This window comes from Amycolatopsis jiangsuensis (genome assembly GCF_014204865.1).
Lineage (GTDB): Bacteria > Actinomycetota > Actinomycetes > Mycobacteriales > Pseudonocardiaceae > Amycolatopsis > Amycolatopsis jiangsuensis.
In genome coordinates, this window is the sequence record NZ_JACHMG010000001.1 from 6,754,098 (window position 1) to 6,775,998 (window position 21,901).

18 protein-coding genes are annotated in these 21,901 nt (G+C 70.5%); 6 read left to right on the top strand and 12 right to left on the bottom strand.

All coding sequences use genetic code 11. The features are described from left to right. Positions 1-21 precede the first annotated feature (21 nt). Positions 22-585 (bottom strand): GNAT family N-acetyltransferase, encoded by a 564-nt coding sequence (locus BJY18_RS30715; protein ID WP_184783373.1) that lies wholly within the window; start codon positions 583-585, stop codon positions 22-24. Positions 586-762: 177 nt separating this feature from the next. Between BJY18_RS30715 and BJY18_RS30720 the strand changes: the two genes are divergently transcribed. Then, entirely contained in the window at positions 763-1,827 is a 1,065-nt protein-coding gene (locus BJY18_RS30720) for a TetR/AcrR family transcriptional regulator C-terminal domain-containing protein (RefSeq protein WP_184783374.1), read from the top strand. Here the strand turns inward: BJY18_RS30720 and BJY18_RS30725 are convergent, their stop codons facing one another. After that, positions 1,828-3,258: a CoA transferase gene (locus BJY18_RS30725; protein WP_184783375.1), complete on the bottom strand. Its 1,431-nt coding sequence runs from the start codon at positions 3,256-3,258 to the stop codon at positions 1,828-1,830. 120 nt (positions 3,259-3,378) lie between these two features. On the opposite strand from BJY18_RS30725, the gene BJY18_RS30730 reads away from it, so the two are divergent. Further along, the gene (locus BJY18_RS30730) at positions 3,379-4,224 is read left to right on the top strand and encodes a LysR family transcriptional regulator (protein ID WP_184783376.1); all 846 of its coding nucleotides are present in this window, start codon (positions 3,379-3,381) and stop codon (positions 4,222-4,224) included. Between the two features lie 13 nt (positions 4,225-4,237). Here BJY18_RS30730 and BJY18_RS30735 read toward each other — a convergent pair whose 3' ends face one another. The 8 genes from BJY18_RS30735 to BJY18_RS30770 form a co-directional block, all read right to left on the bottom strand. Then, a complete protein-coding gene (locus BJY18_RS30735) occupies positions 4,238-5,173 on the bottom strand; it encodes an alpha/beta fold hydrolase (protein WP_184783377.1) in 936 nt (311 codons plus the stop codon). Beyond that, positions 5,173-6,024 carry a helix-turn-helix transcriptional regulator gene (locus BJY18_RS30740; protein ID WP_312874013.1) on the bottom strand — a complete coding sequence of 284 codons (852 nt, stop codon included), beginning with the start codon at positions 6,022-6,024 and terminating at the stop codon, positions 5,173-5,175. Before BJY18_RS30740 ends, BJY18_RS30735 begins: the two co-directional genes overlap by 1 nt. A 59-nt stretch (positions 6,025-6,083) precedes the next feature. Further along, a complete protein-coding gene (locus BJY18_RS30745; protein WP_184783378.1) occupies positions 6,084-7,496 on the bottom strand; it encodes an MFS transporter in 1,413 nt (470 codons plus the stop codon). A 35-nt stretch (positions 7,497-7,531) separates the two neighbouring features. Further along, positions 7,532-8,644 (bottom strand): aminotransferase class V-fold PLP-dependent enzyme, encoded by a 1,113-nt coding sequence (locus BJY18_RS30750; RefSeq protein ID WP_184783379.1) that lies wholly within the window; start codon positions 8,642-8,644, stop codon positions 7,532-7,534. Between the two features lie 9 nt (positions 8,645-8,653). Next, the gene (locus BJY18_RS30755) at positions 8,654-10,132 is read right to left on the bottom strand and encodes an amino acid permease (protein ID WP_184783380.1); all 1,479 of its coding nucleotides are present in this window, start codon (positions 10,130-10,132) and stop codon (positions 8,654-8,656) included. A 43-nt stretch (positions 10,133-10,175) separates the two neighbouring features. Then, positions 10,176-11,042 carry a GNAT family N-acetyltransferase gene (locus BJY18_RS37845; RefSeq protein WP_184783381.1) on the bottom strand — a complete coding sequence of 289 codons (867 nt, stop codon included), beginning with the start codon at positions 11,040-11,042 and terminating at the stop codon, positions 10,176-10,178. Continuing rightward, positions 11,039-11,674, bottom strand: a complete 636-nt coding sequence (locus BJY18_RS30765; RefSeq protein ID WP_221458031.1) for a helix-turn-helix transcriptional regulator — start codon at positions 11,672-11,674, stop codon at positions 11,039-11,041. Before BJY18_RS30765 ends, BJY18_RS37845 begins: the two co-directional genes overlap by 4 nt. A 92-nt stretch (positions 11,675-11,766) precedes the next feature. After that, on the bottom strand, positions 11,767-12,849 hold the full coding sequence (locus BJY18_RS30770; protein WP_184783382.1) for an NAD(P)/FAD-dependent oxidoreductase: 1,083 nt from the start codon (positions 12,847-12,849) through the stop codon (positions 11,767-11,769). A gap of 92 nt (positions 12,850-12,941) precedes the next feature. On the opposite strand from BJY18_RS30770, the gene BJY18_RS30775 reads away from it, so the two are divergent. Beyond that, the gene (locus BJY18_RS30775) at positions 12,942-13,409 is read left to right on the top strand and encodes a MarR family winged helix-turn-helix transcriptional regulator (RefSeq protein WP_184783383.1); all 468 of its coding nucleotides are present in this window, start codon (positions 12,942-12,944) and stop codon (positions 13,407-13,409) included. A gap of 77 nt (positions 13,410-13,486) precedes the next feature. Here the strand turns inward: BJY18_RS30775 and BJY18_RS30780 are convergent, their stop codons facing one another. Next, on the bottom strand, positions 13,487-15,790 hold the full coding sequence (locus tag BJY18_RS30780) for a hydantoinase B/oxoprolinase family protein (protein WP_184783384.1): 2,304 nt from the start codon (positions 15,788-15,790) through the stop codon (positions 13,487-13,489). Beyond that, complete coding sequence (locus BJY18_RS30785; RefSeq protein ID WP_184783385.1) at positions 15,787-17,883, bottom strand: hydantoinase/oxoprolinase family protein; 2,097 nt, start codon at positions 17,881-17,883, stop codon at positions 15,787-15,789. The genes BJY18_RS30780 and BJY18_RS30785 overlap by 4 nt, the downstream gene beginning before the upstream one ends. 146 nt (positions 17,884-18,029) lie before the next feature. Between BJY18_RS30785 and BJY18_RS30790 the strand changes: the two genes are divergently transcribed. From BJY18_RS30790 to BJY18_RS30800, 3 genes are read left to right on the top strand one after another with little or no spacing between them, the layout of a single operon-like run. Continuing rightward, positions 18,030-19,550 (top strand): FAD-dependent monooxygenase, encoded by a 1,521-nt coding sequence (locus tag BJY18_RS30790; RefSeq protein WP_184783386.1) that lies wholly within the window; start codon positions 18,030-18,032, stop codon positions 19,548-19,550. Beyond that, a complete protein-coding gene (locus BJY18_RS30795) occupies positions 19,547-21,178 on the top strand; it encodes a (2,3-dihydroxybenzoyl)adenylate synthase (protein ID WP_184783387.1) in 1,632 nt (543 codons plus the stop codon). The genes BJY18_RS30790 and BJY18_RS30795 overlap by 4 nt, the downstream gene beginning before the upstream one ends. Continuing rightward, positions 21,175-21,897 carry a maleate cis-trans isomerase family protein gene (locus BJY18_RS30800; RefSeq protein ID WP_184783388.1) on the top strand — a complete coding sequence of 241 codons (723 nt, stop codon included), beginning with the start codon at positions 21,175-21,177 and terminating at the stop codon, positions 21,895-21,897. Before BJY18_RS30795 ends, BJY18_RS30800 begins: the two co-directional genes overlap by 4 nt. Positions 21,898-21,901: the final 4 nt, after the last annotated feature.

Genomic DNA, 21,901 nt, shown 5'->3' on the forward strand with positions numbered 1-21,901 from the left:
TTTCTGGCAGTCGTACGGTGGTCATCGGGCGGGCTCGCGCCACATCGGCCACAGCACCGGGCCGCCGGCCAGGCGAACCGGGGCGCCGAGGTCCGCGAATCCGTGCCGCTGGTAGAGCGCGCGGCTTCGGGCCGAACTGGCTTCGAGGTAGGCGCCGAGCCCGTCGGCGTCCGCTCGCGCCAGCCGGTCGCGCACCATCGCCGAGCCGAGGCCGCCGCCCTGGTGCCCGGTCGCGACGCCCATGCAGAACAGGTAGAGGTGTGGTCTGCCGGCGGGATGCCGCGGTGCCAGCATTCGGCCCAGCTCCCGCAACCGCGAGCCGATCTCCCCGGACGGTGGTTCGACGGTGGCGCCGGACGCGGGGAGGAGGTGCCACACCGCGGCACTGGCAGCGTCGCCGATCAGGTAGGTCTCCGCGGCGGAGTGGGTGAGCTGCTGGAGGTAGAAGCGGGTCTGGAGCCGGACGCGCTGTCGCAGGTCGGGAAAGAGCCAACGGGCGAGGGGGTCACCGGAGAACGCCTCGCTCAGCACGGCCACCACCGCGTCCTGGTCCTCGACGCGCGCTCGCCGGATTGGTGCGGACATCCACGTTCCCCCTGCTACCGTGTGCGTACGGTGTATCGAACAGCTCGAGTACAGTGTATGCGTGGCTCGAGCGATTTCAACGCGATAGCGCAGTAAAAGGAAAGAAGTGTCCTAGTAAGCTGGGAAGTGAACTAGTACATTTTGTGATGAGGTTGATGTCTCGGACAGGAGGTGGTCATGCCGTCGGCGTCCCGTCCGGACCCGCCTTATCTGCGCATCGCCGCGGAGATCGGCGAGAAGATCCGCTCCGGCGAACTCCGGCCCGGCGCGCGGCTCCCGTCCGTCCGGCAGATCGCCGGCCGCTGGGGTGTCGCGGTGGCGACCGCGACGCGAGTGGTTGCCACCCTGCGCGACGAGGGACTGGTCGAAACGAAGGTCGGTGCCGGCACGGTGGTCAACCTGCGCCGGCCGCGGTCTGCGACTGTCCCGGATTCCCCTGTACCTGATTCCGCCGGCGGGGTGGACCGCGCCAGGCCCGGGGGAGAATCGACACTCCCCACCGACTCCACGAGCTTTGGCAGCCGCACAAACTCTGCCAGCACCACAAACCCGCCTCCACCGCAGTCGGCCGGTGTCGCCGCGCGGGCGCCGAAACGGGAGACGCTGCTTCGCCGGGCGATCACCGTTGCTGATGTGGAGGGGCTGGGCGCGGTGTCCATGCGGCGGCTCGCGGCCGAACTCGGGGTCGGGCCGATGTCGTTGTACCGCTATGTCTCGACCAAGGACGAACTGGTCACCGAGATGGCCGACGAGGTCATGCGCGAAGCGCTGCTGCCGGTGCCGGGGCCCGACGGGTGGCGGGCCAAGCTCGAATTCGCTGCCCGCGCGCAGTGGACGCTGTGCCGTCGGCATCCGTGGCTGGCCGGTGCGGTGTCGTTCACCCGGCCCGCGTTCGTGCCCGGCATGATGGCTCACACCGAATGGCTCCTGCGGGCCCTCGACGGACTCGGGCTGTCCATGACCACGCGGATGCACGAAGCTCTCGCGGTGCACTCGCTGGTCATCGCCGCCGCACTGTCCGAATCGGACGAACGGGAAGCCGAGCAGGAGACCGGTCTGACGCTCGCCCGGTGGCAGCATATCCAGCGGAAGCGAGCCGACGACCTGTTCGCCGGCGGCAGTTTCCCGCTGCTGGCGGTCGCGCACGAGGAAACGGTGCCGGATCTGGACGCATTGTTCGAGTACAGCCTGGCGCGGCACCTCGACGGTTTCGCCGTGCTGCTGCAGGAACACTGCGCCTGATCAGGTCCACTCCGGACGCGAGCTGCCCAGCTCCGGGATGGTGCGCGACCACCGCGGCGGCGTCTCGCTCATCCGGATCACCGGGCCGAGGCTCTTGAGATCGCCGTAGCCGGAAGAATCGTCCACGACGGCGTAGCGCTCGAACTCGTCGGGGCGCAGCCGGCCCGGTGCACCGGAGAAGTCGTCGAGAAGACCCTGCCGCTGCACGAGCATCGCGGACTGGCACAGCGAAACCTGCACGTGGTACGAGCCGCCTTCGCGGGCCCGGCGGGCGAGGGCGAGCATGGCGCCGTAACCGCCGAGGAAACCGGTCAGGAAATCGCACAGGTACACCGGCGTCAGCTGCGGGCGCCCGGCGGTGCCCTGGATCTCGCAGCAGCCGGTCACGGCTTGGGCGACCTGGTCCCAGCCCGCGCGGGTGGCGAACGGGCCACCGGAGCCGAAGCAGTTGACGGTCACGTACACGACGCCGGGCCGCAGCTGCGCGAGGTCCTCGGGCCCGAAACCGTGCGCCGACATGCGGCCCGGCCGGTAGCCCTCGACGAACACGTCGGCGCCGGCGGCCAGTTCACGCAGCTTCGCGGCCTCGTCGGCCCGGGTGTAGTCGAGGTAGGTGCTGCGCTTGCCGTGACTGGTGTCGCGCACGAACGGCGGCACCTGCGGCAGCTGCGGCGCGGTCACCATCAGCACGTCCGCGCCGTGTTCGGCCAGGCTCAGCGCGGCGGTGGGACCGGCGAGAATGCGCGTCAGATCGAGTACGCGGACACCGGACAGCGGCTGGGTGGCCCGTGCCCCGCCGGACAGCGATTCCGGTTCGCTGTCACCGATTTTGGTGATCTCCACGACCGGGCGGGTGGCGAGGTGGGCGCCGTGCGGATGCGCCAGCCACTCGGCGGGCGAGCGGACCACGCCGCCGCACGCGTCCGCCGCGGCGATGGCGTCCTCCAGATCGTCGGCCTTCCACTTCCGCACCGCGGCCCGCACCGATTCGGGCGTCGGCGAGCAGCGCAGCACGTCGAGCACGCGTCGTTCGAGGTGCGGAAGGTTGAAGTGCGGCAGGAAGAACCGGCCGTCCGCGGTCTCCCACGGCTGGGTCAGCGAGACCATGTGCTCCACATCGGGTGACAGCGGTACGGGGTGATACGCGCCGTCGGGACCGCGAACGAGCGTCATGTCTTCGCCGCCGAGCGCGGTCGCGGCGGCGGCACGGACGTCGACGCTGATCTGCTGACGGCGTCCGGTGCGCAGTTCCCACAGGTCGTTGGCAGCGACGGCACGCGCGGCGAGTGCGTCGGCGAGCGTCGACCCGATCCGCAGCGGCGAGGCGAACAGCGGATCCGAGCCGGTGATCGTCACCTCGCCTGCGTCCGGGCGAGGAGCGTCACGCACGGTCATGAGCTCCTCGAACGCGCTGGGACTTGCCGATTTCATGCTGCGTCACCGTCCTTTTCGGAGCTTCCCTCGCGTCTTCCACGGTAGGAAGCCCGGCACCGGCTGGGAAATGCCTGTCGTGGCGAGGGCATGCGTCTCCGGCATAGGTAGGCTTCGGCCATGGAGGTGGAGTTACGGCACTTGCGCGCGTTCGTCGCGGTCGCGACCCGCGGTACGTTCACCGCCGCCGGCCGGGAGCTGCGGATCACCCAGCCGGCGCTGACCCGCACGATCCAGCAGCTCGAGGACGCGGTGGGGGCGCGGCTGCTGGAACGCACCCCGCGTGGTGCCGAACCGACGCCGGCCGGCGGGGAGCTGCTCGAACGGCTGCGGGTGCTGCTGACCGACCTGGACGCGGCGCTGGCCGCCGCCGGGGGCCACGCCGGGCTGCGGATCGGGTTCCAGTGGGCCCTGCCCGATCCGTGGATCGGTGACCTGCTCGCCGCGTTCGAATCGTCGGCAGGCGCGCGGGCGAGGCTGGTGCGCCGCGACGACATCGTGGCCGCCCTGCACGCCGGCGAGGTCGATGCCGCGCTGGTGCGCGGAAACGTCCAGGCCGCCGGCATCGCCGGCACGCTGCTGTTCGAGGAGGACCGCGTCGCCGCGGTCGCGGCCGGGTCGGAGCTCGCCGCCCGCACCGAACTGGAGTGGACGGAACTGGCCCGGCACCCGCTGGTCGTCAACACTGTCAGCGGGGCGACGAGTCCGGCGGACTGGTCCGGCGGAGACCGGCCCGGCCGGCTGATCGAATGCGGCAGCTACGACGAGTGGCTGACCATCGTCGCAGCCGGCCGCGGCATCGGCTCCACCACGGCTTCCGCGGCCAGGGCCCATACGCACGCCGGCGTGACCCACGTGCCGCTGCGGGGTGCCCCCACGGTGCCGCTGCGGTTGCTGTGGCCCTCCCGGCGCAGCAGCGACCGGCTGCTGCGCCGGTTCGCCGAGCTGGCGTCGCCGCCGCGCTGAGGACCGTGCCTGCTCACACCTGCGCAGGAGGCAGCTTCGCGGCCCAAGTCGTCACGGCGTCGGCGAAGCGGGCCGGCTCGGTGGCGTGCATCGCATGCGCCGCGTCGGGGAACGACTGGTAGGTCACCTCGACGCCGGCCGTGCGCATGATCGTCTGAGCCTGGGTGGCCTGGAGATCCGACAACGCACCGATGTTCGCGCCGGTCTCCGGGTCGACGCTGTGCGCGTGGTGTGTGAGCAGCACCGGGGTCTTCACCTGCGCGAGCATCCGGTCGTGCGGGCAGTTCACCCCGACCGTGCCCTCGAAGAACACGCGGCTCCATTCGGGGTCGTATTCCTTCAGGTTCTGCGTCGGCTCCGCGGGCAGGTCGAACATGCTCAGCATCTTGTCCGAGGACGCCTGCGCGGCAGCGGCGAGCCCGGCCCAGTTGCCCACCGACCACTGGTCGCCGAGGTAGTCGCGGTACAGCTCGAAGACCGGTCCCGCACCCTGGCGGATCCCGTGCCCGTGGGCCGGCGCGAGTTCGGAGGAGAACAGCGGCGGGTCCTCGCAGACCGCGCCGCGGATCTGACCGGGCATCGCGTACGCCGACAGCCAGGCCGCCAGCACCCCACCGGAGGAGCAGCCCGACACGATGACCGGCTTCCCGATCGCCAGCGCGATGAACCGCACCAGGTCGTTGCCGAAGTTGTCGAGGCTGTAGCGCTTGGGGGTCCAGCTGCTGCGTCCCTGGCCACGGAGGTCGACCGCGAACACGTGGAAGTCCTCGGCGAGCAGGCCCATGGCGGACTCGTAGATCCACCACGAACTGGTCTGCTCCGGCAGCAGGAGCAGCGCGGGCTTGTCCGGCGTGCCGGCCTCGGCGTAGTTGAGCACGACCTCGCCGAGGTCGATCTGCTTCTCCGGGAACGCATGGGGAACGAACACGTCTCGCTCCGGTACGGACATCACAGTTCTCCTTGGTGGATGCTTCGGCGTTCTTCGGTGGCGTGCAGGCTGCCCAGCAGCGCCAGCGCTTCCGAGCCGGGACTGCCCGGCTCGGCCAGGTGGACGACCAGCTGCAGGCCGGGGTGGTCGTGGAGGTCGAAGGTGTGCCGGTGCAGGGTGAGTTCGCCGACCTCTGGGTGGCGGAACCGGTCAGCGCCACCGAGTGCGGTGGCTTGCACCCGCCGGCTGCTCACCAGCTCGGCGAACTCCCGGCTGCGGTGCGTCAGGGTCGCCATCAACTCCGTCAGCCGGGCGTGCTCCGCGTCGGCCACGCACGCCCGGCGCAAGCCCACCACCGCGGCGTGCGCCGCACGTTCCCACGGCTGGTGGAACTCGCGCGCGGCGGGAACGAGGAAGGTCATCAGCGCCAGGTTGTCCAGCCTGCCCAGCGGCGAGTACAGGGCGCGGGCGAGCACATTGGACGCGAGCACGTCCAGCCGGGAGTCGAGGACCAGGGCGGGCCCGTGCACGCCGTGTTCGAGCATGGTCAGCACTTCCGGCGGGACGGTTTCCGGCCGGCCCGGCGTCGCGTCCGGTGCCACGGTGCCGGCGATCTGGTGCAGGTGGGCGCGAGCCTCGTCGTCGAGGAGCAGCGCACGGGCCAGCCCTTCGACGACCTGTACCGAAGGATTGCGCTCCCGGCCCTGTTCCAGCCGGGCGTAGTAGTCCGCGTTGATCCCGGCCACGGCGGCGACCTCCTCGCGGCGCAACCCCGGAACCCGGCGGCTGCCGGCCGAGGGCAGCCCGAGTTCGTCGGGACGCACCTGCGCACGGCGAACCCGCAGGAATCCGGCCAGTGCAGTGCTGATCACGTGTCCAGCTTAGGCGGCCACAGCGGGCGTACCAGGACGTGTGACACCCAGGCTGCCGATCACCGCCGATCCGGAGACATCGCCCGGACCAGCGACAAGCCCAGCAGCACACAGCCGAGCAACGCCGCGGTCAGGCACGCCTCGCCGGTGGCCAGCGCGGTGCTGTGCGCGTGCGGTCCGAGGTGGGTGCCCAGCGTGGCGGACACGACGGTGCCGAATCCGGCCACGCCCGCGGCCGAGCCGATCTGCATCGCGCAGATCACCAACGCGGAGATCTGCCCGGACCGGTGAGGTTCGACCCCGAGCAGGAGGACCCGGGTCAGTGCGGACAGGACCAGCCCGTGCCCGGCACCGGCCACGACCAGCCCGGTGACCAGGACCGCCCCCGGCCGGTCCCCGTCGGCCAGTGCGCCGACCTGGGTCGCGAAGCCCGCGGCCAACAGCGTGAAGCCGATCGGCACCGTCCACTCGCGAAGCAGCGCCACCAGCTTCGGCACCGGGAGCGGGCCGGCGAGGAAGCCCGCGAATAACGGGAGGTACAGCAACGCGGCAGCGGTCGGGCTCCACCCGAGACCGTCCTGCAGGTATTCGCCGAATCCCAGGAAGAACACGCTGTCGGTGTAGAACCAGAAGGCGAGCAGCAGCCCCCGCCACACGACGGGACGCCGGACCAAGGAGATGTCCACCAGTGGCCGGACCGTGCGCCGGCGCCGCTGGAACCGCACGAACCACCACCCCAGTGCCGGTGCCGTCGCCAGACCCGCGAACGTCCACAGTGGCCACCCCAGCGAACTTCCCAGCGACAACGGGACGAGTACCAGCCCGAGCAGCACGCAGAGCACGCCGACTCCGGCGAGGTCGACCGCGCTGGTGCGGTCGCCGAAGTTCTCCCGGACCCAGGCCAGTGCCCCGGCCAGCGCGACCAGCCCGATCGGGACGTTCACCCAGAAAATCGCCCGCCACCCGAGCCCGAACACGTCCGCGTGCAACAGCAGCCCGCCGCCCGCCTGCCCGATGATCGCGCCCAGCCCGAACACGAAACCGTAGGCGGCGATCACCGGCGTCTGCCGGCGTTCGGGCAGCACCGAACGGATCGTCGCCAGCACCTGCGGCGACAGCATCGCCGCGCACAGTCCTTGGAGAAAGCGTTCGGCGATGAGAGCCGGCACGTGCGTCGACAGACCACAAAGGACGGACGCGGCGACGAAACCGGCCAACCCCAGTGTGAAGACCCGCCGGCGACCGAATCGGTCCCCCAGACGTCCGCCCGGGATGAGCCCGACCGCGTATGCGGAGACGACGAACGACAGCTCCCCGCTGCCTGCCCGCAGGTCAGCGCGGATGTCGGGGAGCGCGAGGTTCACCACGAAGTAGTCGATCGGGCCGAGCACGGCGCCCACCAGCAGCGGGCCGACCGAGAGCAGGTCACGGCGGCTCGTGGTGGCTCGAGCCGCTGCGGAAACGTCGGGCACATGCCTCCGATGCCGGGTTCGCCGGAGTCGGTTCGCTAGGCCGGAAGCAGACCGGCCAGCCGGTCCAGGATCAGCTCGATCTCGGCACCGGTGAGCGGCACGAGTTCGAACGTCAGCTCTCCCCGTTCCTGGCCCTGGGTCATGACCCAGATCGGGGGAGCGCCCTGGGCCAGCGCTTCGGCCACACCGGTGGCGCTCAGGCCGGCCGAGTCCGCGTCGATCGTGAGGCGCGCCCGGGGGACCGGCAGCCCGGTGGGGTCGGCTACCGGTTCGGCCGTGACGCCGCGGAGCGTGCCGGCGCGCTCGGTGAAGCGGACGACCTTGTCGTGCTGGTGTCGTTCCCAGCTGTGCCGGTCCATTCCGTGCCGCGCCCGCAGCGCGGCGACCACGCCGAGGATCGCTTCCTTGCTCGGCTTCATGGCCCGGCCGATCCCCTTCTCCTGGGCACGGACCGCGCGGACCGCCTCGGCGCGCCCGAGCACCAGTCCTGCGGTCGGCGAGCCCAGGTACTTCTGCCCGCTCACGATCACCAGATCGGCTCCGGTACCGAGCAGCTCCTCGATCCGGAAGTCCTGTGCCGCGCCGTCGACGATCACCGGGATCCCACGCCGGTGCGCCACCGCCACCGCGGCCGGGAGCGAAACGGGTTCGCCGCGGGTCAGCCGGGAGGACACCAGCAGCAGGCACGCCACGTCCGGCGGGGACACGGCTTCCCGCAGATCCGCGAGGGAACACACCGTTTCCCTGCCGGCGAGCACCGGGGTGGCACCGGCCAGGAGGATGTCCTGGGTGATCGGATGCCCGTAGTCGACGGCGTGTCCGGCCGGGAGGACGACGCCGGAGGGCAGACCCGTGGTGTCCGGCAGCGCGGCGATGCGGGATGGCGAAACCCCGGTCATCGTGGCCGCCACCGCCAGCGTGATCCCGGCCGAGGCGCAGTGCACGACGGTGCCCGACGGAGCGCCGGTGACCTCGGTGATGGTGCGCTCGGCGAGCTCCTTGAGCTCCTCCAGCACGAAGAACTCCGACAGCGCTTCCCCGGTCGCCGCGGCGACTTCGGCACTGCTGCGCGACACTCCGAGCGGGGTGAACGTGCCCCGCGCGTTGACCACGGCGGTCAGGCCGTACCGGTCGTGGATTCCCGTCATTTCCACCTCTCAGATCGACTGGAGCTCGGGTTTGTCCCCGAGCACCCGGCGGCGTACCGCGAACCAGCCGAGAACCAGTACCAGCGCCAGCGCCGGGATGCCGAACACGACGACGATGAAGTCCTTCTTCTCCCAGAACCGCGGGGAACTCTGCCACCCCGAGACCGCCATCCCGGCGATCACGAACACCAGGAACCCCAGTCCGGCGTAGCTCGACCACGGCGCGAACGGCGCGCGGAACGGCCGCACCGGCAGCAGGCCACGGTCGGTGAGCTGCCGCAGGCGGATCTGTGCCGCGAAGATCATCGCCCAGATGAGGATGGTGCCGATGGACGAGGCCTCGATCGCGATCTCGAAGGCCTCGCCGGGAAAGAGGAAGTTCAGCAGCGCACCCAGGAGGCAGACCGCGGTGGTCGCCAGGATACCGGCCCGGGGAACACCGGACGCGCTCATCCGCGTGGTCAGCCGCGGGGCCGCCCGGCTCGTGCCGAGGCTGCGCAGTACCCGGCCGGTGGTGTAGAGGCCCGAGTTCAGCCCGGACATCGCCGCGATGATGATCACCGCCTGGATGACGTCGGCCATCCAGCCGATGCCCAGCCTGGTGAAGACCGCCACGAACGGCGAGACGTTGACGCCGTTGACCTTCTCGCCGTAGACGGCGGTGGGAAGGAGACAGACCAGCACCAGGATGGTGCCGCAGTAGAAGACCGCGATCCGGAAGACGACCGACCGGATGGCCTTGGGCACCTCCCGTTCCGGATCCTTCGTCTCGCCGGCGGCCACGCCGAGCAGCTCGATCCCGGAATAGGCGAACACCACCCCGGACATCACGAGAATCGGCCCGTACCAGTGGAAGCCGCCGCCGCTGGGCCAGAATCCGCCCGCGTTCTCCCACAGGTTGGCGATGCCGGCCTGGTGCGCCCCGGGGCCGGAACCCAGCCGGAAGGAGCCTGCGACCAGGACCACCCCGACCACGAGGAAGACCACGATCGCACCGACCTTGAGCACCGAGGCCCAGAACTCGAACTCGCCGAACGCCCGTGCGGACAGCAGGTTGACCGACAGGACCACGGCGAGCGCGATGACGACGGTGAGCCAGGACGGCATGTCCGCCCACCAGTGCTTCACGTAGACGGCGACCGCGGACGGTTCGGCGATACCGGTCAGCGTCCAGTGCAGCCAGTAGACCCAGCCGGTCGCGAAAGCGGCCCTTTCGCCGAAGAATTCGCGGGCGTAGGAAACGAAGGCGCCGGAAGACGCGCGGTGGAGGATCAGCTCACCCAGGGCGCGCATGAGGAAGAACGCGACGATTCCGACCACGACGTAACTGAGGATCAGCGCGGGGCCGGTGCTTCCGAGCCGGGAAGCCGAACCGAGGAAAAGGCCGGTGCCGATGGTGCCGCCGATGGCGATCATCTGCACCTGACGGCGGCCGAGGGATTTCCGGTACCCTTCTTGCTCAGCCGCGAACCTGTCGACATGCGTCATGGGACATCACTTTCTTCGCGAGTTCTCCGCGGGTGATTCCGGATCACGCGTTCCGGAGGTCGATTTTCATTCCGGCGTGCGAATGGGTCATGCCGAGCGATTCGTAGAACCGGATGGCGTCGGCGCGCCGCAGATCGGACGTGAGCTGGGCGAGTCCCGCGCCGCGGCGACGCGCCTCGTCCAGGGCCCAGCGCAGCAGGAGCGTTCCCAGGCCGTGGCCCCGCATCGTGCTCGACACGCGGACGCCTTCGATCTGCGCGCGCCGGACCGCCTGCCTGCTCAGGCCGGGGATGATGGACAGTTGTAGCGTGCCGACCAGGTCCTGCCCGTGCCGCGCGGCCACCAGGAGCTGACGAGGATCCGCGTCCAGCTCCGCGAACGCGGTGAGGTACGGCTCCAGCGCCGTGGTGTTCTCCCGGCTCGCGCCCAGCTCGTCGTCGGCCAGCAGCCTGACGAGTGCGGGAATGTCCGCGGCGCCGGCCCGATGCAGCTGCACCGCACCGGCCGGCGTGTCCAGGGAACCGAGCGGTTCGTGGCCGGTCAGCCCGGAAGTGGCGACCGCCTCGATTTCCACCAGCAAGCCGTCACGCAGCGGCGGAGTGGGGACGACAATGCGTGCGGGTGTGTGCTCACCACACCACCTCGCGAACAGCTCGTCGAATTCCGCCCGGTGGGCCGGCTCGGCGAGGAATACGCGTACCGAAACGAGATTCCGTCGTTCCGCGGCGACCCCGCGAAGGCAATGGTCGAGCCGCTCGAGAACCGATTCGGCCTGTTCCCGAAACGGTGCTTCGCTTCCGGTCGTCGGCAGCTGCCCGCTGATCCAGGCCAGCCCGCGCGCAATGGCGGTGTGGGCGTAATGGCCGCGCGGTGGTGGCAGGTCGGACGGATTGACGTTGACGATGCTCATGTGTCCGGCCCCAGATCCTTGTAGACAGTCGCCCGCCCGACGCCCAGCGCGTCGGCGATGCGGGGCACTGCGCGCTTCTGGCTCAGGAAACCCTCGTCGGAAAGGGTTTGCACCACGCGTTTGCGGTCCTGCGCGTCGAGCCCGGTCGGCTGCCGGCCGAACTGGAGCGCCAGCTCCTGGGCGCGTTCTTCGAGCGCGCCCGGGGAATGCGGCGACAGCGTGTCCGGCACCGGGGGCGTGTCCTCGTAGCTGAGCATCTGGTCCATCAGGGATCGCAGCGGTTCGAGCAGTGAGGTGTCGAGGTTCAGGCACAGCGCGGCGATGTACCGCCCGGATTCGCCGCGGATGCCGATCGATGTGGAGATCGCGGTGCGCCCGTCCGGGAAGGCGCTTCGGTACCTGGAAACGACTTCCGGCACGTCCGGATCGCCGGAGCGGGCCCAGCCGAGGGTCGTGGTCGGATCACCGACGGCACGGCCGCTCTGCGCGTTGTGGATCGCGAGCACCGCCCGCGCGGGGGTGGTCAGATCGTGGACGACCACCTCGCACGAGGGAAACATCTGCCCCAGTGCCTTGGCGATCTGCATGACGGTGTCGACCGTCCGCTGTTCGGATTCGCTGCGGCGCGCCACTCGCGGTACCTCCTGTCGCCGGCCGGACAGGACGCTACGCGAGTGGCGACAGTTTGTATACTGGACGAGACGGTCTGTCTCGATCGGCCCCGCTAAGGGAGGTTGAGCAGCGTGCGGTAGTTCTCGACGCGCAAATGGTTCCCCTTGAGCTGCGCGGTCTGCTCCGGGCCGAGGATGCCGGTCGCGTGCCGGTAGGACGCCCCGCCGTTCGGGCCCAGTGGCAGCGAGATCCCGGGCGGTCCTGGCGTGTAGGTGGCCGGCTCGCCACCGGTGAGGCGGGCGCGAATGGTCGCGGCCACGACTTTGGCGTGGAGCTCCGCGGCCTTGGCCATCTTCGGCTCGGCGATGGCGGTGATGTCGCCGATCGCGAACACGTGGGGGTGGCCTTCGAGGTGGAGCTCGGGCGTCACGGCGAGATGCCCGCTCGGGGTGCGTGCGGAGGCGAGGTCCGCGGCGAGGTAGGACGTGGCCGGAGTGGTTCCGTGGCAGCGGAACCAGATGTCCGCGCTCAGGGTCGCGCCCTCGCCGGTGGTCACCGTGAACGCGGCGGTGGTGCCGGGCTCGGTGGGCGGGGCCGCGGTGAGCGAGCTGCCGGTCAGCACTGTCACTTCGAGTGCGGTGAGTTGGCGGCGGATTTCGTCGCGGAATTCGTCCGGGAGCCCGGTGCCGAGCAGGATGTCCGCGGCCGGGTCGACGATGGTGACCTGTTTGCCCGGCCACGCCGAGACGATCTCGCCGGCCAGCTCCAGCCCGGCCGGCCCTGCGCCGAGCAGGAGTACCCGCTCGGCCGCGGCGAGCTGGTCGCGGGTGGCCCGGAGTTTCGCCACCGCATCGGCGGTGTCGAGAACGTCGATCTTCGCCGGGTACGGGTACGACGAGCCGGTGGCCAGCACGAGATGGCCGGCCGTGATCCGCTCACCCGAGCCGAGCGTGACGCCCCCGGCGTCCGCGGAGACGGCGTGGTCGCGGACCACCCGGCCCCGCCGGAGCAGCCTGCCGTAGGGCAGGAAGAGCCGATGAGTCCACTGCGGATCGACCAGTCCGCGCAAGGTGGCCACGGTGTGCGCGAACGCCTCGCGCGGCTCGACCAGGACGACGTCGGCCACGTCGTCCAGCTCCTTCGCCACGGTACTGCCGCCGTATCCGCCACCGAGCACAGTCACGGTCTCGTTCAAGGTTGCTCGTCGGTGTCCTGGGCAGGTCAATTGATGTCTTTATGACATGATTACATGACGACATCAAGACGTCCACAGGATAGGATTCCGGTATGGAGCACCCCGAGCTGCGCCCGCCGACGCTGCTGGCCCTGCCCTCGTACCTGGCCGGGCACGTCGCCCGCATCGGGCACCGGACGCTGGCCGAGGCCCTTGCCGGGTACGAGCTGCGGTTGCCGCATTTCGCCGTGCTGGCCGGACTGGCCGACTTCGGGGCGCTCGCGCAGCACGAACTGGCCCACCGGCTCGGGCTCAACCGCAGCCATCTCGTGGGTTACCTCGACGAGCTGGAACGGCGGGACCTGGTGGGCAGGGAGCGTGATCCGGCCGACCGGCGCCGTCAGCGGGTCACGCTGACGGCGTCGGGGAAGACGATGACGCGGCGGTTCAAGGGCATCGCCCGCCGTTCACAGGATGCCTTCCTCGCCGAGCTGTCCGAGTCCGAGCGGGAAACCCTGCTCTCGTTGCTGCGACGGGTGGTCGTGGCCGACGACGCGACACGCACAGCGACCGGCGCCTGATCCGGTTCGTAACGGCCTCCTTCGGGGAAGCTGGTTCCCCGAAGGAGGCCGTTACGGATTCACTCCAGCGCCGGGGGTCAGCCGGTGGTCACGGTCAGCCGGCCGAGTCCGGTCGCCAGGTCAGGGTGGTCTGCCGGGACCACTCCCGACCACAGTGCCGTCCAGCAGGACGGGCAGCTGTACTGCCGGAACACCACGGGCGCGTCGATGTAGTCGCTCGCGGTGGCCAGGATCTGCGGTCCCGCTTCGGTCGGCGCGCCGTCGTAGACCGCGAGGGCGAGCGGGTTTTCTCCGGTGTCGCCGAGGATTTCGCCGCAGTGCCGGCAGGCGATGTGGTCACCGGCCTGGACGAGGTTGTCGTCGATGCGGTGGCCCGCCGAGAGATCCGCCCGGCCGCCGGACTCCCCGAGCAGCCGGGACCGGCTCTTGCGCGCCTCTCGCTGCCGCGAGCGCTCGGCGTCGGTCCCGCCGGAATCGACCGCGTCGGCTCGCACCACGACCCCGTAGACCGAACGGGCGGCGTCCGCGGTGATCTTCTCCTCGCGCACGTCCCTGGCCACCGCTTCGGGTTCGCGGGCCAGCGGGTCACCGTACCCTCCGCCGCCCTGCCAGGTCATGGCGAACACCTCGCCCGGCGCCAGGTAGCTCGAGGCGTAGTTCTGCGCCGGTTCGATGGTTCCGTCCACTTCGGACAGCTCGCCGGGCAGCGTCCCGGCGGCCAGCAGCTCCTTCACGCGGCTTTCCCTGGCGACCACGTCGAGCCCGGTGTTGCCCGGCAGGCCACCGGAAAGGCCGCTGTTCTGCGCGACGGCCTTGCCCGCCGACGCCAGCACCAGCCCCATCGGCAGGCTGGTGCCGTGCGGGGTGATCGCCATCGAGGCGCCGAGCCCGCCGCGGTGTCGGCCCGGTCCACCGGAATCCGGGACCTCACGCCGCCAGAGGGTGAGCACCGGATAGAGGAACTCGGTCATCTCGACGTCCGGGACCCGCCCCATCGGAATGCAGAACAGCCCGCCGGTGTCGACGCCGTCGGCCTGCGGGCGCGCACCGTACCCGCCCGCCATCGGCTCCATCATGATCGACAGGAACGGCGCGGGCTGCTCCCCGCGTTCGTCCAGTCCGGCGATCACCGCGGTGTCCCAGGTCCCGCAACAGGTCGCCTGCACGTTCTTGCCGAGTTCGAGATCGCGGTCGAGCATCTGGGACAGGCAGTCGGCGATCAGGTTGCCGGTCAGCCACGCCGGCCCGATCGGGCCGCGGCCGACGGCGGCGGGGAACGTCGCGTTGTTGAGCGTGCCCTCCTCGGTGACGAGATCGAAGCAGCGCATCAGCCCGCCCGCCGACCACGGGATGTCGCCGGCCAGGATGGGCAGCAGGGCGAGCATCACCCCGCCGCGCATCCCGGCGTACGTGCAGTTGACCACGCCCGCCTGCGGATCGGTACCGGTGAAGTCGAACGTGAGGTGGTCGCCGCTCTTGGTCGTGGTCACCGTGATCTTGTGCAGGTTCCGGTCGCCCTCGTGGGACTGGTCCTGGTAACCGGTGGCGCTCCAGCTGCCGTCCGGCAGCGCGGTGAGCTTGCCGCGCAACCGGGATTCGGCGTCGGACATCATCCGCTTCATCACGGCCTTGACGGTGTCCGCGCCGTAGTGCTCGATCAGCGCGTGCAGCCGTTCGGCGCCGACGTTGTTCGCGCCGATCTTGGCGCGCAGGTCGAGGCCGATCAGCATCGGCACCCGGGAACGGCGCACCCAGGCATCCGCGACGTCGCGCTGCAGGGTGCCGCCGCGGACCACCTTGATCGGCGGGGTCGGCAGCGATTCGGAGAACACGTCCTCGGCCGCGGGGGAGAACGAGCCGATGCCGACGCCGCCGAGGTCGGGCTGGTGCGCGATGGCGCTGGTCCAGGCGAACAGCTTCCCGTCGTGGAACACCGGCTGGTACACGATCACGTCGTTCTGGTGCAGGCCGCCGCCGACCCAGGGATCGTTGCACAGGAACATGTCGCCGGACTCGATGCCCGGATTGCTCGCGCGGTGCCGCAGCGTCCAGTAGATCGCCAGGTCGACCGCGCCGACCAGCATCGTGTTGTAGAGCCCGACCTGGACCTCCTGGCCGAGCTCGTCGGAGATGGCGAAGTCGAAGTCGTTGGCGTCGGTGACGATCGGCGAGCCGGACATCCGCTTCAGCGCCTCGCCCATCTCGTCGGTCACCGACCAGAGCCGGTGCCGGATCACCTCGTAGGTGAGCGGGTCGAGCGCGTCGATCTGCTCGTCGGTGACGCTGTGCACCGGCAGCGAAGCGGGCAGCGAGCGGGCGAGCTCGGCCGGGTCGACGGGGCGGCTGGAGAAGACCTCCGAGCCGGGGATCGGCATGCTCATGCGGTCCTCCGGATGGTCAGGTTGCCCAGGTGGTCGACGGTGCCGGCGGTACCGCCGGGGACGACGACGGTGGTGGTCGGCACCTCGACGACGGCCGGGCCGGTCAGCACGTGACCCGCCCGCAGGGTGCGGTAGTCGTAGATCGGGGTGTCGGCGTAGCCGGTCGCCGCGTCGAGGCATACCGGCCGGGTGGTGAAGGGTTCCGGTTCGCCTTCGGCCGCCGGCACGCCGGGCAGCTGCGGGCTGAACGGCAGGACTCCGACGCCGCGCACCCGGAACGTGATTGCCTGGATTCCCGCTTCGCGGAATCCGGCGTCGGCGCCAAACAGTTCGGCGTAGCGCTTCTCGAACGCGGTCGCGGCGTCCTCGATCGCCTGCCGGTCCAGCTCCCCGCCTGCGACCGGGGCGGTGACCTCGGCCAGCTGCATGGTGTAGCGCATGTCGATTTCGCGCACCACTTCGATCTTCTCGAACTGCACGCCCTGGCGCGCCAGCCCGTCGCGGACCCGCTGTTCCAGCTCCGCGAAGTTCTGCTGGGCGCGGACCGGGTCGAACGGGACGACGGTCGGGTCGGACAGCTCCGCGGCGAGCGCGATGTCCGACGAGGCGAGCCCGAACGCGGAGAACGCCGAGGCCACCGAGCCGAGCGGGACCACCACCTCGTCGCAGCCGACCTCCGCGGCGTAGCCGGCGCAGTGCGCCGGGCCCGCGCCGCCGAAGGCGTAGAGCACGAAACCACGCGGGTCGTGCCCGGCTTCCACGACGGTTTTGCGCAGCAGGTCACCGGTTTGCGCGTTCTGCACGGTGTAGATCGCCGCCGCGGCCTCCTCGACCGAGAGCCCCAGCGGCTTGGCGATCCGGATGTCGATGGCCTGACGGGCCAGCTCCAGCGACAGCGGTTTGCGCCCGCCGAGCAGGCCACGTTCGGGCAGGATGCCCAGCACGAGGTTGGCGTCGGTGTTGGTCGGCTCGGTGCCGCCGTTGCCGTAACAGGCCGGGCCGGGAACGGCCTGCGCGCTGTGCGGCCCGATGCGGAGGTTGCCGCCGCTGTCGAGCCAGGCGATCGCGCCGCCGCCGGAACCGATCGCGTCGACCCGCAGGGTGGGCACGTTGATCGGATGATGGTTGATCACCGTGGTGGTGTCGCGGACCGGTTCGCCGTCGACGATGAGCCCGGCGAGGAAGGTCGTCCCGCCGACGTCGGTGGAGATGATGTTGCGGTGGCCGAGCTGGCGGCCGAGCGCCACCGAACCGACCACGCCGCCGGTCAGCACCGAGCCGACCGTGCTGATTGCGGCGGCCGGGGCCTCGGCGGCCGCGACCGCTCCGCCGTTGGACTGCATGACCAGCAGCGGACCGCGCAAACCGTTGTCCCGCAACGAGGTTTCCAGGGTGCCGAGGTAGTCGCGCAGGCCGGGGCCGACCTGGGTGCTCATGATCGTGGTGGCGTTGCGGGCGAACTCGCGGATGCGCGGGCTCACCTCCGAGGAGAGCGCCACGAACAGCTCCGGTGCTTCCTCCCGGATCAGCTCCCGCAGGCGCTGTTCGTGCACCGGGTTGCGGAAGGACCAGAGCAGCGAGACCGCGATGGCCTGCACACCTTCGGCGACCAGCGCGCGGATCGCGGTGCGGGCCTGCTGCTCGTCCAGTGCGACGACCACGGTGCCGTCGCGGTCGATGCGCTCGGTGACCTCCAGTGCGTGCCGTTTCGGCAGCAGTGCGTGGTTCTTGTCCTGGCCGAGCACGTGCTGCAGCTCGTGCGGTGCGCGGCCGAGGTACCGGCCCTCGACGTTCATGATGAAGATCGAGTCGCGGTGGCCCTTGGTGGTGAGAAAACCGACCGGTGGCACGTTGCCCATCACCAGCGCGTTGAGCGAGGAGGTGGTGCCGTGGGCGATGTGGTGGGTCTGCGCCAGCATCTCCGGCAGCGTCGTGCCGAGCTGTTCGGCGAGCAGCCCGAGGACGTCGAGCACGCCCTGGGAGTAGTCCGGCGGGGTGGACGGGGACTTGGCGGCGAGCACCGTCCCGGCGTCGTCGTCGACCACGGCGTCGGTGAACGTGCCGCCCACGTCCACGCCGATGACATAGGCCATGACTGGCGCTCCTTTGCGCAGTGAGGGCTTGCTTACGGGAGCGTAGACTATTCAACACATGTGAAGAGAGTCAACCTTGACTTCGCGCTGTCCGTATCGTCGAATAGTCGACGTTCGTGTAAATTCATCTTCTTCGGAGGTCCGTGATGCAGCCACGACGGGTCGCGGTGCTGGGCGGCGGCCCAGGCGGGCTCTACGCCGCCCGCCTGCTCAAACTCGCGTTTCCCGCCAGCGACATCCGCGTGTACGAACAGGGGGACCCGGACACCACGTTCGGGTTCGGCGTCGGCTTGGCCGCGGGTACCCAGCGCAATCTGGAACGGGCGGACCCGGACACGTTGCGTGACCTGGTCACCGCCGGCGCGCGGCACGACATGACGATGCAGGTCGGCGACCAGCTGGTGCGGGTACGCAACGACCACCTCGTCGGCGTGGCCCGCACCGAACTGCTGGCGATCCTGCAGCGGCACGCGGAAAAAGCCGGTGTACAGCTGGAATTCGGGACCCGGCACACGGCGGGCGAGCTGGACGCCGAGCTGGTGATCGCGGCCGACGGGGTCAGCAGCGCGACCCGCGAAGGCGGCGGATTCGGCACCCGGATCGAGACCGGGGCCGGGCTCTACCTGTGGTGTGGTGCGGGTTTCGCCCTGCCGGACGCGGTTTTCGCGCCGGTGCGGACCGAGTTCGGCACCTTCGTCACCCACGCCTACCCGTACTCCGGTGGCCGTTCGACCTTCCTGATCGAGACCGACGAGCGGACGTGGCGGCGCGCCGGATTCGACGCGACGACGACCGCGCTGGAGCAGCCCGGCATCCCTTCCGGTGCGTCGGACGAGATTTCCTTGCGGTACCTGGAGAAGATCTTCTCCGAACAGCTGCACGGCCATCCGCTGATCGGCAACCGGACGCGGTGGCAGCGCTTCCGGACGGTCCGGTGCGACCGCTGGTCCGCGGGGAACGTCGTGCTGCTGGGCGATGCCGCGCACACCGCGCACTTCTCGATCGGCTCGGGGACGAAACTGGCGATGGAGGACGCCATCGGGCTGGTCGACGCGCTGCGCGAGGCACCCGACGCGGCCACCGCGTTCGCGCGGTACGAGCGCTCCCGGCGTCCGGCGGTCGAGCGGATGCAGGAGCTGGCCCGGCGCAGCCAGCTGTGGTGGGAATCGTTCCCGTCGCGGATCGGGCTGCCGGTGGAGCGCCTGATCGTGGCCTACATGTCGCGGGCGGGCAACGTCTCGCTGGACCGCTTCGCCCGCACCAGCCCCGACGCCGTGGGCACTGCCCTTCGCCAGTACGGCGGGCAGCCGCCTGAGGGGGACCTCGTCGAATGGGTGCTCGACCGTCCGCTGACGCACGGCGGGCGCGTCTTCCCGAACCGAGTCACCGTCCCGGAACTCGAGCGGCTGCACGTCGACCTTCGCGACCCGTGGTCGGCGGAGGCCGACGCACTCGTGGGCCGTGGCCGAGCGGCCGGCGGTGTCCTGGTCACCGGTCCACCGGTGCGCGAAGCTGTGCTCACCCGGCTCGACGTGGCCGAACGGATCCGGCTGGAGACCGGGGCGCTGACCGCGGTCGAGGCGCCGGCCGGACTGCGGGACGACCTGGCCGCCGGTCTGGTCAGCGGCCGCACCGATCTGGTGCGGATGACCGAGGAGGTCGCATGAGTACCGTTCCCTATCCCGCCGCGGCGATCCGGCGCTACCGCGAAGCCGGGCTGTGGGGGACCGAAACCATCGCCACGGCGTTCCACCGGGTCGCGCGGGCGCATCCGGAGCGGGACGCGGTCGTCGCGCTGGACGGGCGGCTCACCTTCGCCGAGCTGGACGAGCGCACCGACCTGCTCGCCGCCGGCCTCGCCGGGCTGGGGCTGCGTCCCGGTGATCCGGTGCTGTTCCAGGTCGGGAACCGGCTCGCCGCGGTGGTCGCGTGGTACGGCGTGCTGAAGGCGGGGCTCGTCCCGGTCGCCACGCTCGCCGCGCACCGCGGGCACGAGATCGGCGAGATCAGCAGGCGGGTCGGCGCGGTGGCGCATCTGGTCGAGGCCGGGCTGCCCGGGTTCGACCTCGTCGGATTCGCCGAGCAGCAGCGCCGTGGCCACCCGAGCCTGCGGCACGTTCTCGTACTGGGGACCGATCCACGGGGCATTTCCGTCCAGGACCTCGAATCCGGGACGAGCCCGGAGGTGGCCCGCGCCCTGGTCGAGCGGATCCAAGCCGGCCTCGATCCGGACGGCGTCGCGGTGCACCAGCTTTCCGGCGGCACCACCGGCGTGCCCAAGGTCATCCCGCGGCTGCACGCCGAATACTGGTACAACGCCGCCGAATACGCACGTTCCTGGGGATGGACGGCGGAAACCCGGGTGGCCCACCTGATCCCGATCATCCACAACGCGGGCGTCGTCTGCGCGGTGCACGGTCCGCACAGCGTGGGGGCCTGTCTCGTGCTGGGCGTGCCGGACCTCGACGAATCGTTGCCGCTGATGGCGCGGGAAGCCGTGACGCACGTGCTGCTCGGGCACGGCCACTACCGCGCCGCCGACCATCCCGGCTTCGCCGCGGCCACCGAGGCGGTCACGCAGATCGTCTTGTCCGGCAGCAAGGTTCCGCCGTCGCTGTTCGACACACTGGAGTCCCGCGGGTTCTGGTCGGGGCAGCTTTTCGGGATGGGTGAAGGGCTTTTCCTCACGACCAGGCCGGGAGCGCCGCGCGACGCGCGGCTCACCACGGTCGGCACTCCGCTGTCCGCGCTCGACGAGGTACGCATCCTGGAGCCCGGCACGGAAACCGAAGTGCCGCCGGGAGAAGTGGGCGAACTGTGCGCCCGTGGTCCCTACACGCTGCGCGGCTACTTCGACGCGGCCGAGCACAACGCCAGGGCCTTCACCTCGGACGGCTTCTACCGCACCGGCGACCTCGCCGCTCTCGTGGAGATCGAGGGCGCGCGGTACGTGTCCATCGAAGGCCGGATCAAGGACCTGATCAACCGCGGTGGCGAGAAGGTCAACGCCGAGGAGATCGAGCTGCTGCTACTGCGCCACCCGCGAATCACCGGCGCCGCCGTCGTTCCGATGCCGGACCCGCGGCTCGGTGAACGGGCCTGCGCCTACCTCGTCGTGGACGGTCCCGAGCTGACGCTGCCGGAGATCCAGCAGCACTTTGCCGCGCTCGAGGTCGCGAAATTCAAGTGGCCCGAACGTGTCGAGCACCTTTCGCAGATTCCCCGCACCCTGGTCGGCAAGGCGGACAAGAAGAGCCTGACGGCCGACATCGCCCGGAAAGTGAGTGCCGGATGACCCACCGGATCGGCCTGATCGTGCCCAGCTCCAATGTCACCGTGGAAACCGAGATCCCGGCGCTGCTCGCCCGCCGTCCCGAACGGTTTTCCTTCCACAGCAGCCGGATGCGGATGCACCAGGTGTCGCCCGAGGAACTGAAGGCGATGAACGCCCAGCGCGAACGGTGTGTCGGCGAGCTGGCCGACGCGCACGTCGACGCGCTGCTGTACGCCTGCCTCGTCGCACTGATGGCCCAGGGGCCGGGCGAGCACCAGCGGGTCGAACACGAAGTCCGCGGACAGCTTCCGGAGACCGCGGTGCTGTCCAGCGCGGGTGCGCTAGTCGACGGCCTGGAGGCGCTCGGCGCCTCCCGGATCGCGCTGGTCACGCCGTACTTGCGGCCACTCGCCGAACAGGTCGTCGGCTACCTGGAGTCCGAAGGATTCACCGTCGTCGACTGGGCCGCACTGGAAGTCGGCGACAACACCGAGGTCGGGTGCATCCCCGGGGACCGGGTCATGGCGGCCGCCCGGGGTCTCGACCTTTCGTCCGCGGACGCGCTGGTCATCTCGGCGTGCGTGCAGATGCCGTCGCTGGAGCTGGTCGGGCCGGCGGAGGAGGAGTTCGGGCTTCCGGTGCTCTCCGCGGCCACCGCGGGGGCCTACGCCCTGCTCACCGGGCTCGGGCTCGACCCCGTGCTGCCCGGTGCCGGACGACTGCTCGCGGGGCCGCGGTGAGCCC